12 protein-coding genes, 1 tRNA gene and 4 pseudogenes are annotated in these 14017 nt (G+C 38.9%); 12 read left to right on the forward strand and 5 right to left on the reverse strand.

Going from position 1 to position 14017, the window contains the following annotated elements:
• Positions 1-121: 121 nt before the first annotated feature.
• The 6 genes and pseudogenes from ACFIK1_RS07285 to ACFIK1_RS07310 form a co-directional block, all read left to right on the forward strand.
• Positions 122-1048, forward strand: a pseudogene (locus ACFIK1_RS07285) (YopJ/AvrA family T3SS effector serine/threonine acetyltransferase).
• A gap of 654 nt (positions 1049-1702) precedes the next feature.
• A complete protein-coding gene (locus ACFIK1_RS07290) occupies positions 1703-2365 on the forward strand; it encodes a lysozyme (RefSeq protein WP_375662470.1) in 663 nt (220 codons plus the stop codon).
• Positions 2362-2598: a hypothetical protein gene (locus tag ACFIK1_RS07295; RefSeq protein WP_375606489.1), complete on the forward strand. Its 237-nt coding sequence runs from the start codon at positions 2362-2364 to the stop codon at positions 2596-2598. Before ACFIK1_RS07290 ends, ACFIK1_RS07295 begins: the two co-directional genes overlap by 4 nt.
• Positions 2522-2734 (forward strand): hypothetical protein, encoded by a 213-nt coding sequence (locus tag ACFIK1_RS07300; protein ID WP_273790903.1) that lies wholly within the window; start codon positions 2522-2524, stop codon positions 2732-2734. Before ACFIK1_RS07295 ends, ACFIK1_RS07300 begins: the two co-directional genes overlap by 77 nt.
• Positions 2727-2939: a hypothetical protein gene (locus ACFIK1_RS07305; protein WP_375617918.1), complete on the forward strand. Its 213-nt coding sequence runs from the start codon at positions 2727-2729 to the stop codon at positions 2937-2939. The genes ACFIK1_RS07300 and ACFIK1_RS07305 overlap by 8 nt, the downstream gene beginning before the upstream one ends.
• Before the next feature lie 438 nt (positions 2940-3377).
• Positions 3378-3547: pseudogene (locus ACFIK1_RS07310) on the forward strand (integrase); the annotation flags it as partial.
• Positions 3548-4355: 808 nt separating this feature from the next.
• Here the strand turns inward: ACFIK1_RS07310 and groEL are convergent.
• The 3 genes and pseudogenes from groEL to groES all read right to left on the reverse strand — a co-directional run.
• Positions 4356-4561 (reverse strand): annotated as a pseudogene (gene groEL / locus ACFIK1_RS07315) (chaperonin GroEL); the annotation flags it as partial.
• Between the two features lie 70 nt (positions 4562-4631).
• Entirely contained in the window at positions 4632-6275 is a 1644-nt protein-coding gene (gene groL, locus ACFIK1_RS07320; protein WP_273790908.1) for a chaperonin GroEL, read from the reverse strand.
• 58 nt (positions 6276-6333) lie between these two features.
• Complete coding sequence (gene groES / locus ACFIK1_RS07325; protein ID WP_005774667.1) at positions 6334-6630, reverse strand: co-chaperone GroES; 297 nt, start codon at positions 6628-6630, stop codon at positions 6334-6336.
• 227 nt (positions 6631-6857) lie between these two features.
• Between groES and fumC the strand changes: the two genes are divergently transcribed.
• The 4 genes and pseudogenes from fumC to ACFIK1_RS07345 all read left to right on the forward strand — a co-directional run bounded on the left by fumC (position 6858) and on the right by ACFIK1_RS07345 (position 10883).
• Positions 6858-8246 carry a class II fumarate hydratase gene (gene fumC / locus ACFIK1_RS07330; RefSeq protein ID WP_375662471.1) on the forward strand — a complete coding sequence of 463 codons (1389 nt, stop codon included), beginning with the start codon at positions 6858-6860 and terminating at the stop codon, positions 8244-8246.
• Between the two features lie 133 nt (positions 8247-8379).
• On the forward strand, positions 8380-8601 hold the full coding sequence (locus ACFIK1_RS07335; protein ID WP_375662472.1) for a hypothetical protein: 222 nt from the start codon (positions 8380-8382) through the stop codon (positions 8599-8601).
• 547 nt (positions 8602-9148) lie between these two features.
• Positions 9149-9368: pseudogene (locus ACFIK1_RS07340) on the forward strand (lyase family protein); the annotation flags it as partial.
• Positions 9369-9995: 627 nt separating this feature from the next.
• Complete coding sequence (locus tag ACFIK1_RS07345; RefSeq protein WP_375634495.1) at positions 9996-10883, forward strand: outer membrane protein; 888 nt, start codon at positions 9996-9998, stop codon at positions 10881-10883.
• Between the two features lie 1369 nt (positions 10884-12252).
• Here ACFIK1_RS07345 and ACFIK1_RS07350 read toward each other — a convergent pair.
• A tRNA-Leu gene (locus tag ACFIK1_RS07350) sits at positions 12253-12337 on the reverse strand.
• Positions 12338-12558: 221 nt separating this feature from the next.
• On the opposite strand from ACFIK1_RS07350, the gene ACFIK1_RS07355 reads away from it, so the two are divergent.
• Positions 12559-13164, forward strand: a complete 606-nt coding sequence (locus ACFIK1_RS07355; RefSeq protein ID WP_375662473.1) for a YqaA family protein — start codon at positions 12559-12561, stop codon at positions 13162-13164.
• A 12-nt stretch (positions 13165-13176) separates the two neighbouring features.
• Positions 13177-13749 (forward strand): disulfide bond formation protein B, encoded by a 573-nt coding sequence (locus ACFIK1_RS07360; protein ID WP_375662474.1) that lies wholly within the window; start codon positions 13177-13179, stop codon positions 13747-13749.
• On the opposite strand, the gene ACFIK1_RS07365 is transcribed toward ACFIK1_RS07360, so the two are convergent.
• Positions 13729-13878, reverse strand: coding sequence for a hypothetical protein (locus ACFIK1_RS07365; protein WP_375662475.1), 150 nt, complete (start codon positions 13876-13878; stop codon positions 13729-13731). The genes ACFIK1_RS07360 and ACFIK1_RS07365 overlap by 21 nt on opposite strands.
• Between the last annotated feature and the right edge of the window lie 139 nt (positions 13879-14017).

Here is a 14017-nt window from a genome sequence, read left to right on the forward strand (position 1 = left end):
TTAAATAAAAATGATTTCATCTCTTTGTTTTTTCTAGCTAAAAATCTTTCCTGCAAACATTGTTTAGCCAGAATTGAAGAAATAATATCATTTATCGATTATCAATATGGAGGCTAAGATTATGAAGCCACAAGATTCTTCCCTCCCTCATTCCTCACAAACACAAGAAGGAGCAAGTGCAAATGAATCCTTAGAAGACCTTATTGCACGTTTAATGCAAAGTTCCATCCAAACAGAAGAAGAACATGTTGCACCGAGTTCTGACGAATTAAAAGAATTATTACAGGCTTAGAAGATGATCTCGTCACCGGCCGTTGGATTAACTCTTATTATGAAAACACAGATATTAGATTGATGCCGGCTCTCGTAGAAAAAGCAAACAGCAAATATCCAGAAATGAATCTCAAATTGGCTCTTACAGCAGAAGAGTTTTCGCACGCCCTAAAAGAAGTCGTTGAGAGCGGCGCAAATTCTGCCCGATTTATAGTCAATTCGGGAAGCAAAATCCACTTTGCAGTCCTTGATTATCAAAAAGTTGATGACAAAATTTCTTTGATTATGCTTGAACCTACAACATTTCAGAATATCACGGCTTGCAAACTAGGGATAAAAATAAATCAAACCCTTCAATGTCTTCAACTGCCTCCTTATTCTTTTACCACGGCAGAAATGGATATTCAGCGAAGCTCTTCTGAATGCGGGATGTTCAGCTTTAAGCCTTGCCAAAAAGCTTCATCTTGAATCTGATAAATTAGCAAGACTGCACAAAGATAATGTTAAGGGTGTATTATGTGAACCCAATTCATCTGTATCTGCTGAAAAGTTAGATTCCTATCTTCCAACCACTTTTTATAAACACACACAAGGAAGAAGACGTCTAGAACACTATTTAAAAGCCAATCCCGATGCTGAACATGAAACAGTCAACAAAAAAGGTGAAACTCTGAGAGAGAGATTTGAAAAAAACTTAAGAGAAACAGAGGGAAAAACTGTTTCCGTTTCTTCCCACCAAAAAAGGCTCACTGAATACAAATCTTTAACGATGTAATTGAGGCTTTTTCCATATTCCTATTCATCAAAGAACGAAGAGAGGCTGCTTTACGGCTAAGATTTCTCTAAGCAAACCAGCTTTTGCGTTCATAAAATAAAAATAGCAAACAACTTTCCTCTTAAAGAAAAAGCACCATTGTCCTATAAAAACCAGCCCCTCTTAAAATTGTATCAAAATTCCACAGCTCTTGTTAGCCCAAAGCTCTGTGTAACAATGAGACTCTTTGGATAAGCAAAACGTTTGATACATAAAATATTTAATGCTTTCGTCTTCAGTAAAAGCATATGTCTTGTTTTTCTGAGAGTATCCACTTCGTATCTCAAACACCCCCACATCAATGCCATACGACCAAACAACCGCAATAGACCACACTTATCGTGCATCAACCCAACAGCTGCCCGCACCCCAAGAAGGCTCCATCAAAAACACCAGGACAAGCTCTTAAAATCTACAACCTCTCTTAACGGAAAACACCAGCCCAACCATTATTCCACTTGGCCAACTATTACCCCATTCCCTAAGATGTCACAACCAACCTTTTGATTTCATAAAAGTTTCACATCTCTTCTGTTTTTGAAGCGTGAAAAAATTCATTTTTAATCTGTCAACCAGCCTCACGTTACCGTGAGGCTTTATTTTATGGAGAAGCAAATGAGAAAAATATCAGCAGCAGGGCTTGCACTCATTAAACAATGGGAAGGATTGCGTTTACATGCCTATAAAGATGCCACCGGGGTGTGGACAATTGGCTATGGTCATACCAGCACGGCTGGCAAACCGTTCGTTCACAAGGGCATGATCATTACTGAAAAACAAGCAGAAGAAGTTCTTTCTCAAGATTTAAGACAATTTGAAAATACCGTTGAAAAACATGTGACGGTTTCTTTAACGGATGAACAATTCGCCGCGCTCGTATCGTTTTGCTATAATATAGGAACATCGGCTTTTTGTAATTCGACCCTGCTCAAAAAACTCAATAATGGCGAATATGAAGCCGTCCCTGCTGAGTTACAAAAGTGGACTAAAGCAGGAGGAAAACGTCTTCACGGTTTAGTGCACCGTCGTGCAGCAGAATCGGGATTATGGGCAAAAGGAGCTTATGTTTCTCCCAACTACCAAACTGTAGAAACGCAAGCTCCAATGGGATTTTTCAAAGCAGAAGCGCTTATACCGATTATTGGTTCTTTTTCTGGACTTGGGGGCTTATTGGCAGGCAATGGTCCCATCCAATGGGCATTAGCAACCATTATGGTTTTAGCCGCCTGCGTTGGCATTTTCTTTGTGGCAAAACGGTTTCGGGAGCAGCGCTTATGATGTGGTGGTTGAAAAAAAATCTGATGATAACAGGAGCGGCTCTGACCGCTTTTTTTATCGCTTTAGCAAAAGCTTTCACTCTTGGAAAGAAAGTTGAACAACAAAAGCAAATAGAAAAAACGCTAAAGTCATCAACAACACGGCTAGAGGTGGAAAATGAAATTAATCAAAAAAGTGATGCTGATGTACGCGCTTCTCTTACTCACTGGTTGCGCGATAAAAACAATCAATGAGCCTTTTTCTTGCGTTGGTTGGATGCCCATTTATTTAGACAAAAAAGATCTCAATATCATCAGTTCAAATCTCGCAAGAGATATTTTAAAGCATAACAAACAAGGGGAAGGCTTGTGTGGGTGGAAACATGGCTAGAAAAAAAACAGAAAAACAAACAGAGCTTACAGAAAAGGAAAAAGAAATCCTACAAGAAATCATCACAACGTATAAAAGTGTAAAAATGATGTCACGCTATACGAAGTGGATTATATTCATCATTTTCTTATTAGCACTTGATTTTTCACGGATCATAGATGTGCTGGGAAGTATTTTTACACAAAAATCGAATATTCAGCTCTAAAATAAATAAAAAACGTGAGACGTGTTAAATCTTTTAAAAAGATAAAAAGCCATTCGTTATTTTTTGAAAACATGGAGATTTTATTGATGATTTTTTCATGTCTCACGAGAATTTTTTACACGCCTCATAAACGTCGTGCTCTTCACAAACGCTTTCATGAAATGAATTTAGGGGTATGAAGAGAGATTTTTAACCAACGCGTAAGTCAGCAACTTTGGTAACATAAGAAAAGGATCATACCAACGTACATTTTTTTAATAAACTATTGATATCCAAATGATTTTATACTCTTCATAAATAGCATTGCCAAGAATTTGTATTAAAAGATATTTCTTTTAAAGAAGCGCATAAACAAGCAATGTAATGGTAGCCTTACATAAAGCCTCTCATCTTTACGTTTAATAAAAAAGCAAGCTGGCTCCTCCCACCCTCTCAATGCCCTTATGTCCTATGCATAAAGGTCAAGTTGAAGAGAATATATGGAAAATCCTTGGCTCGAAAATATGAAAAGAAAGCATGAGGATACAACAGAGTTTCGCGTGCCTTTATCATCAGAAGCATTAAAAATTCTAACACAAGCGCGCCTACTGTCTTGTCATGATTTTTTCGGCTACCTGTCATGGTCCCCTTAGCTCAAAAATTGCTCCCCACTTAAGAATTTTCTGTCACAATATAGGCAACAAACAGAACTTGAGTATAACAACATGGGTTTGGCTCTAGGTGATGAGCTTACCGAAAAAAAGATGAGAGCAAGGCGAAAAATTAGCTTTTATCTTTAAGCTTCTCAAATGGAGCAGTCTCCTCATTCCAAAAACTACCCAAACAGAAAAATGCTTGTCCCAGTATATAAAAGCCCTTTAACAGAGAAAACCCTTATTTTTTCATACAAAAGCTTGAAATACCAGCATCTTATTCATAAAAAAACAAACCAGCCCCATCATGCTCTTTTCAACTCTGTCTTTCCAACGCTCAATAGGTACTAACTCTTAACTACTGACTCTTCTTAACTACTGACTTTTAATGATTACGTTGGTTCATAAAAACCGTAGTGACCTCTCACCTTATGAAGCACAAACACAGGATTTTTTAACGGGGCATGCATAAACCTGAAATGAAAAAATAGAACTGTATTAGGAATAAATTACTATAAATCAAAGAGTTATATTTTTATTAGCACAATATTTTCAAAGGAAACCACGATCCCCGCACAATAGAAACATTTCATAAAAACAAGAGAAAAAGCCAAGAACCGAGAATGAGATTCATTCACAATAACGGTAGATCAACCAGTGGAGAATAGAACAATCCTATAAGATAAAGAAACTGTCATAAAAGGAAAAACTGTATGAAACGTGAAAAAGCATAAAAAAACGGGCACAGAAGACCCGTTTCTTTATTACGTCTATGGAAAAGAGCTTAGAAATCCATTCCACCCATTCCGCCCATTCCACCAGCAGGCATCGGAGGCATTGGTGTATCTTTCTTTGGAACTTCAGCAACCATTGCTTCTGTTGTGATCAGAAGGCTCGCAATTGAAGCCGCATTCTGAAGAGCAGAACGCAAAAACTTTCACAGGATCAACAATTCTTGAAAGCAATCAAATCACCAAATTCACCGGTTGAAAAACATGAAAAAGCATAAAAAAAACGGGCACAGAAGACCCGTTTCTTTATTATTTCTATGGAAAAGAGCTTAGAAATCCATTCCACCCATTCCGCCCATTCCACCAGCAGGCATCGGAGGCATTGGTGTATCTTTCTTTGGAACTTCAGCAACCATTGCTTCTGTTGTGATCAGAAGGCTCGCAATTGAAGCCGCATTCTGAAGAGCAGAACGCACAACTTTCACGGGATCAACAATTCCCAAAGCAATCAAATCACCGAATTCACCAGTTGCGGTATTGTAACCATAAGTGTCAGCATTATTTTCCAGCACTTTGCCCACAATAATAGCGGCTTCTTCACCAGCATTGCTTGCAATCTGGCGCGCTGGTGCTTGTAGAGCACGACGAACGATACTAATACCAGCTTCTTGGTCAGGATTACTTCCCTTAACGGTCAACGCATTTGCTGCACGCAACAATGCGGTACCACCACCAGCAACAATACCTTCTTCAACAGCAGCACGTGTTGCATTCAAAGCATCATCAACACGGTCTTTCTTTTCTTTCACTTCAACTTCTGTTGCACCACCCACACGGATAACAGCAACACCACCAGCGAGTTTAGCAAGTCTTTCTTGCAATTTTTCACGGTCATAGTCAGAAGTTGTTTCTTCAATCTGAGCCTTGATTTGATTGACGCGAGCAGTAATTTCACTCTTTTGTCCAGCACCATCAATAATGGTGGTGTTTTCTTTAGAAATATTCACTTTCTTTGCACGTCCAAGCATATCCAAAGTGACATTTTCAAGTTTAATGCCCACATCTTCAGAAATAACCTGTCCGGATGTCAAGATAGCGATATCCTCTAACATTGCTTTACGGCGATCACCAAATCCAGGAGCTTTTACAGCAGCAATTTTCAAACCACCACGCAATTTGTTGACAACGAGCGTTGCCAAAGCTTCACCTTCCACATCTTCAGCGATAATGAGAAGTGGTTTTCCAGACTGAACAACAGCTTCAAGCACAGGAAGAAGAGATTGCAAATTAGACAATTTCTTTTCGTGAATGAGAATGTAAGGATCATCAAGATCAGCGACCATTTTCTCAGCATTTGTGACAAAATAAGGGGAAAGATACCCACGGTCAAATTGCATTCCTTCAACGACTTCTAATTCCGTTTCAGCAGTTTTAGCTTCTTCAACGGTAATGACGCCTTCATTGCCCACTTTTTCCATAGCATCAGCGATCATTTTACCGATTTCAGCAGCGCCATTAGCGGAAATTGTTCCCACCTGTGCAATTTCTGCTGAAGTTTGGATTTTTTTTGCTTTTTTGAAGAGGTTTGCCACCACTTCTTCAACAGCAGCATCAATCCCACGTTTAAGATCCATTGGGTTCATGCCCGCAGCAACAGCTTTAACACCTTCTTGCACAATAGCTTGTCCTAAAACAGTTGCTGTTGTTGTTCCATCACCAGCAATATCATTGGTTTTAGAAGCAACTTCGCGCAACATTTGTGCACCCATATTTTCGAACTTATCTTCCAGTTCGATTTCCTTTGCAACGGATACACCATCTTTTGTGATGCGAGGCGCACCGAATGATTTATCAATCACCACATTGCGACCTTTAGGGCCGAGTGTCACCTTAACAGCATTAGCAAGGATGTCGACACCGCGCAACAAACGCTCACGCGCTTCACGGCCAAATTTGACTTCTTTAGCAGCCATTTAATTTCTCCTTGGAGTTTTCTCAAAATAGTACACAATGAAAAATTAAGCGCTTCAATTAGCCCATAATTCCCATAATGTCAGATTCTTTCATAATGAGGAGGTCTTCCCCATTAATCTTGACTTCAGTTCCAGACCATTTTCCAAACAAAATACGGTCTCCTGTTTTGACTTCTAAAGGCACGCGCTTTCCGTTATCATCGAGAGCGCCATTGCCAACAGCAATCACTTCGCCTTCTTGGGGTTTTTCTTTTGCTGTATCAGGGATGATAATCCCACCAGCCGTTTTATTTTCAGATTCAACCCGACGGACAACGACACGGTCGTGAAGTGGGCGGAATTGTATATTAGCCATGTTTTAAATCCTTAAAACTGAACATAATTGCATTAATCTTAAAAGTTCTTGCTAGCACTCTCAAACTACGAGTGCTAGCATGTGTTAGATATAAAATCGGCATCTCTCAATGTCAAGAATAGCCATAAAAATAATTTCTCTAAATGAAGCTTGAAAGTCTTGCCTCTTATTGCACTTTCGCGTTATCTATCTTTTTTGAGAACCCGTGAACAAAAAAGGATCTTATCATGGTTGAAACACGTCAGGAAACGGATAGCTTTGGAACGATTTCGGTACGTCAAGATCGTTATTGGGGCGCACAAACTGAACGTTCTCTGCATAATTTTAATATTGGCAGTGAAAAGCAGCCTCTTGCCATCATCTATGCCTTAGTCCTTGTCAAAAAAGCAGCAGCGATTGTAAATATGGGCAAAGGAAAACTACCAGAAAATATTGGAAAAGCAATTATTGCCGCCGCTGATGAAGTGCTTGCTGGCGATTTTGATACACATTTCCCACTATCCGTCTGGCAAACAGGTTCTGGCACACAAAGCAATATGAATGTCAATGAAGTCATTGCTAATCGTGCTAGTAAGATTTTGGGAGGAAAACTTGGAAGCAAAAAACCAGTTCATCCCAATGACCATGTCAATATGAGCCAATCATCGAACGATTCCTTTCCCACGGCGCTTCACATTGCCACCACGTTGCAAACACGCCAACACTTACTGCCAATCCTTGAAGCTCTTATTGCGACATTAAAACAAAAAGAGCAAGAATTTGCAGATATCATTAAAATCGGCCGCACCCATACGCAAGATGCAACCCCTTTAACCTTAGGGCAAGAATTTTCAGGCTATCGTGCCGCATTAGAAGCCAATCTTCAACGCATTGAAAATGCTCTAACCGATGTCCAAATGCTTGCTCAAGGTGGTACGGCTGTTGGCACAGGGCTGAATGCGCCAAAAGGTTTTGACGTTGCTTTTGCGCAAACAATGAGCACTCTCACAGGAATAACATTCCAAACTGCCAGCAATAAATTTGAAGCACTTGCCCATCATGGCGCCCTTGCGCATTTCCACGGAAGCTTGAATGCTCTCGCTGCTGATCTGTTTAAAATTGCCAATGACATTCGGTTTTTAGGCTCTGGTCCACGTTCCGGTTTAGGGGAACTCAGTCTTCCTGAAAATGAACCCGGATCTTCTATTATGCCCGGCAAAGTCAACCCCACGCAATGTGAAGCCTTAACCATGGTTGCATGCCAAGTTTTTGGTAATCACACCAGCGTAACCTTTGCCGCAAGCCAAGGACATTTTGAACTCAACGTTTATAAACCTGTTATTGGCTATAACGTTTTACAATCAATTACCCTTCTTGGTGATTGCATGCGTTCTTTTGATATGCATTGCATTCAAGGATTACGGGCCAATCGTGTTCATATTCACTCGCTCATGGAGCGCTCACTCATGTTAGTCACAGCTCTTGCACCAGAAATTGGCTACGAAAAAGCTGCTGAAATTGCCAAAGCAGCGCATAAAAATGATACAACTTTGCGCACCGAAGCATTAAAAGCAGGCGTTTTTGTAGAGGATTATGACCGATTAGTTGATCCCAAAAAGATGATTGCTCCCCAATAAACAACCCACCAAAAAAGATGCAAACATCTTAAAACAAATTTTTCTGTCAAAAGATCGGGGTGTAACCACCCCGATGATGACCGATAACAATTACCCACAGCGTTCATTTTAGGCTCTGATCCGCATTTATGCTATGGGTGGTTTTGTTGCTTATATTGTACTTAAAAAGCACAACGATTTTGAAAAGGAATGGATAATCATAGCTCAACACCCAATAGCTATACTGGCAGAAAGTGATTTAAATGGATATGACCTTAAGGTGTTTTTCATTCTAGCTTCGCGTCTTGATTTTGAAAATCTATTAGCTATCAACGAAACAGAATTAGCTCAAAAAAATCGGTGTTATCGGTATTAATAGACATAATTTCAATCGAAGTATAAAAAGATTAATGAATTCATCGTAGTTACGCTTTACAATGTTATCATTATTGATAACATTGGGTAGATAACTCTTATCTCAATGAGATAATGTGTTTATTTATAATGATAATCTAGCGTTATCCATATTGAACGAGAATCCTAAATACCGTAAGATTTTCTCATTTTAAATCGGTCCCATGTTGCATCAATCAAAATCACTGACTTGCACATCACAAACGCAATGAATGTATGAATAGAAATTGTATCCGATAAGGACAAAAACACCTCTAATGAACCACCTTAAGTGCCAAGGACTGTCACAACGGACAAAGGGACCTGTCACAACATTGTGGAGAGGACTGTCACAACACCCCACGAACTGGCAAATATAGTAATGGTACCGGCTTGCTCCTTTATGAAGCGTAAAAGAGATGCTCAATAGATTTATTATTATACCATTCACAATCGCTGTCATGAAATGGGTTTAGGAACATTGAGAAATGTCTCTTTTATGAAGCGTGAAGATGGGGGTGCTCAATAGAGGAACAGCTGTTGGAACAAAATTCAATGCACCGAAAGGTTTTGACCTTTGCTGAAACAATCCGCTCTCTGACGGGGATGTCCTTGACAGCTCGCAAGAAATTTGAGGCATTTGCCCATTATGACGCCCTCACCCATTTCCACAAAAATCTGAGTACACGCGCTAATCTGTTTAAAATTGCCAACGACATTCAGTTTTTAGGCTCTCATCCACGTTCCGGCTTTAAGCAAACGGAACGGAGAGTTTATCCGTTTTACATGGCGCATAAGAAACCTCATGAGACTTGAGATTCTCGCACTTTACTCCTTCTTATTCTTCGTATTCCATTCAATCAATCAAAACTATTCGCTTGGATTATCATAAGCAAAAGTGGCATATAGATAAAAAAGAAATAAAGTCGCTCATCCCCTCAAGTGCTCAAAAGGCTACCGCAATACAAAGCTACGCAATATCAGAAACGAGCAAAGAATATGATGGTGCCAATATGCATTTTTTACGATCAATTGAATATGTAAGCACATTGATGTCAATCATAATGGATAATACATTTAATAACAAAAAGTGTTTTAATATATATAAAATAATGTTTTTTAAATAAATAAAAAGCTTGTTTACTATACTATAATTTTTTCTAAAACACAGAGAACACTGAAGGCGTATATAAAAAATCCTGAAAAATCAATATAAACGCGGGATAATAGCATGAAAACAAGTTTTAAGAACGCTTCAATATGGTTAATTATATATTTTATACGTATTTTAGTTTTCATAATGATATTAAGTATAGATTTTTTTAACCAATTTGTATATAATACGATTTGTATCTGAAATAAATTGGGGACGTTTTTATGAAAACAAAATGTTTAGTTGCACTATCTATTTTCACCTTCATTACCGCTTCAACAGCGCAAGCAGCAGATACGGTAATCTTTAAGCAATCAGAACCGAAGGTTTCATTGCAAGATGTTTCATCGTCACGTATTTCACCGGTTACTGTTTCTGCGCCTTTTTCTTGGTCTGGTTTTTATTTTGGAGGACAAATTGGATATTTTTCCAATAAAAATACTCTAAATTACGCACAAGAAGCTAGGGAAGGAAAATGGGCTTGGGTTGATAGAGATTTATCACCGAAACTATCAGGATTGAGAGCAGGTTTGTATGCAGGTTCTAATATTGATCTGGGAGATCTTGTTTTCGGTTTTGATACCGATATGGTCTGGTCTGGAAGGAAAAGCACCCAAACAGACAATGGAAAGAAAATTCTAGATGAATCAAACTCCATTAACATTGCCTTTAAAAAAGCTGGGATTCCTATCATAAAACCTGCAGCTCAGGGTGAAACGATATCCAACTATGGTGACATTGTTGTTAGCAGTGTAACATTGAAAGAAACGTGGTCTGGTGCCACGCGTGCGCGTATTGGTTTTGCTTCCCATCGTCTTATGCCTTATATTGCAGGGGGTATAGCCTATACACAGATGCAATATATCATGTCACTTTTATCAAAATCGCAAGAAGATTCGACAATTTTTGCTTCTGGCAATGTGTTAGATGAGACAAAAACAATGTTTGGTTACACTGTTGGTGGTGGTTTTGATCTTGCAATGACAGATAATATCATCATGCGTACAGAATATCGTTATTCAGATTTTTTTAAAAAGAAATTTGCAAACGATAACCTTAAAATCTCTTCTCAAACGCATGATGTTCGCTTTGGTATCGCTTATAAATTCTAAGTTTTGTAGAAAAATTGAACGATTAAAAAACCCTGTTAAAAACGGGGTTTTTTAATGCCCCTTTCCCCCTAAAAAGACGTAGATTCTAAAAACCAGTACTAAACTGTAAACAAATAGTCACGAAACAATAAAGCCTCTCCCTCTCTTAAAGCAAACTCCTATCCTCTCAGCCTTTCATGTCGTGCATTGGGAATATAAAAGCTTTACCATCATACCACTGGGCGCCATCGTAAAATAAATGAGAGCCGTTATGTAAGAGATATTTCTTTAAAAGAAATATGGATATTGTGCATCAATTGCAGTGTTATAGGATGATGTTGACTTGGCCTCCCCGCTCTTAAAGGATAAAGATTCTAAAAACCCATTTTTAAACACCCATTTTTAAACACCATGTCCGTTTATAAAAGCACAAAAACTCTTGGGGGGATATTGGGGGGATTTTAGCGGGTTTCTTTGGGCTCCTCCTCATGGAATGCCCTTAAACCTAAAGCAAGACAAACACATTTAAGAATATCCAACACACACCGAAAAAAATACTGTAACGTTTCAAGGAAGTATGCCCTATATTACCACACTTCAAACGACAGTATTTTACCGCTATTGTATGCCAGAGTGGAAAGAGGATATTGCGGTTCTCTGTTTATGTAATTTCTGTAACGGGGAGACAGCTTCATTTAGGGAGCACATGAAGTTTTCAAGGTAAAAACCAATTTCCAACCTTACCATTTCCCTCTGCTTTACGACTTTCAAAAGCCTCTAAAGCAAAATCTTTTAAGCCTCTCATGCTCCTGTCTTTTAAAGAGAGGAGATTACGCATTACCTCATGCTGGTGTTTCTCACGGATCTTTTTTGAATCACACCCCTCATGTCATACGACAACGCTTCAAACCAAACACACTCAAATTCAAGACACTTTGGTTGCCAATTCACATGCGTGTTTTAAAGAAACAGCTCTCAAAACCCTCAAGCCCATTTTGCGACAGCACCTACAAGAATATAAAATCTATAGAGCACCATCTCTACACTTCATAAAAGTGCAAGCAGGCACCCCCCCCATCCATCATACACTTTACCTCCAATGATGCCCTTGAAACGGCATAAGAGGCATTTTTATTCATTTTTTGTAAAATTTCACTCCACGCGAGCTCATCTAGCTTGTAACGTACGAGCGACATGATTTTAGTTGATTTACTATAAGCAGACTTGAAATGAAAGAATCCTACGGTATTCAATGTTTTTCATTCAACATGCAAAACATTGAACACGGTCTATAAATCCCACGTTTTATAACCCCCCATGTTTTATAAATCCCACGTTCTATAAAACAACGTGATGCGCCGTAACAGGATAAAGGAAAATATTTATGAAGTGGTGCGGGTGGTCGGACTCGAACCGACACTCCTCTCGGAACCAGATTTTGAGTCTGGCGCGTCTACCAGTTCCACCACACCCGCACACTGCTATAAAAGACAGGACTATAAAAGACAGACTTGTCGATTATTCCTTTGCACTATATGAAGAAGAACAGATTCGTCAACAGAAGACTTCTCATTTTTTAAGAATTCATATCATTTTCTTATCTATTTTATGAAATACTTTCTTTATTGGATTTCTCTACCGGATTTATAGCAATCTCATTTGTAAAGTCTTTACCTCTTAAACTTATAAAAGCCTCATGATATTAAACAAATTAAAGCTTTGGACGATTTCTTTAGCAAATCGGCGTACAGCACCACACTGGCTTGGTTTCATTGCCTTTATTGAAAGTTCTGTTTTTCCAATTCCCATAGATGTTTTATATATTCCGATGCTGCTTATCCATCAAAAGCGGGTTTATCGCTATGCTTTGATTGCGACGATCTGTTCTGTATTAGGAGGCATTGCCGGTTGGTTTATCGGACATTTTGCCTATGATACCCTTGCCAAACCCATTTTAGAAATTTATGGTAAGGTTGAAAGTTTTGAATCTCTGAAAAATAGTGCAACCCTGCAGTTTCTCATCATTTTACTGATAACATCAGGTTTTTTTCATCTTCCCCCCATCAAGATTGTCACAATTTTGGCCGGTGTTATGAGTGTGCGTCTTGAATTTTTCATTCTTATTTGTATTTTTTCTAGAGGCGCTCGTTTTTATCTTCTCGCGTGGCTGATTAAACATTTTGGGCAAAAAGCAATGAATTTTCTAGTACAGCATTTTAAATGGATTGTTCTCATTGGTTGTGTTAGCCTCCTTTTAATTTATGGGATTTTCATAGCTTTTTTAAACAAGAAGCTTTTATAAGGAACAGACTTAATGGCATGCGTTTTGTCTTCTCACCCACTTTTACACAAGCACCTTCATCTTGAACCCAGCAGAAAAGAACAAAGTTTATGGGCTTTTTTTCTCGCTTTTTGCTTGTCTGCCACAATAGGTATTGCCCTTGGTTTTGAATATTTCGGAGGATATCTTCCTTGCGATTTATGTCTCATAGAGCGTTTTCCTTATTATGGAGCCATACCATTTTTGCTCTTAGCAGGTTTTGGAGCATGTTTTTTTCGCATAACTGCTTGGATACAACTTTTATTTTTTTGTGTTTTTGTCTTAATGTGCATCAGCCTTGTTTTAGCCGTTTATCATGCGGGTGTTGAATATGGCTTTTGGGAAGCTCCCCTCAGTTGTGGTTTAAGCGCAGTCAGAAAAACCTCAGACATTAACCAGCTGCTCAGCCAATTAAACAACATTCATCCTCCTTCTTGTTCTGAAGCATCCGCACGCTTTCTTTTTCTTTCATTTGCCGGTTGGAATGTCGTCTCAAGCCTATTTTTCAGCCTTATAAGCCTCTATATTACTTCAAAAGGGCTCCTTTCAGTCCATAAAAAACTCTAACCATAAAATAGAAACGAAACCGCGTGCACTCGTTCTCTCCAATCGCTTTCCACCAACAACCCTCCAGTCACCAATCCCCACCCAAAACCACCCACCCGCCAAACCAACCCACCAACACCAACGAGTCACCAACATCCCTCCTCTAGCGTTGTACTCAAAAAACAAAAATGAGCAGATACATCCATTTTATGGTTTCACCTCTCTGTACTTATAAGCAACATTTTGATAAAAACTCGTGATAGAAAAGCCGTAAAATAATAAGTGAGGG

Origin of the sequence: Bartonella sp. OC16QHHD (assembly GCF_042194035.1) — a bacterium.
In the GTDB taxonomy this organism is placed as follows: domain Bacteria; phylum Pseudomonadota; class Alphaproteobacteria; order Rhizobiales; family Rhizobiaceae; genus Bartonella.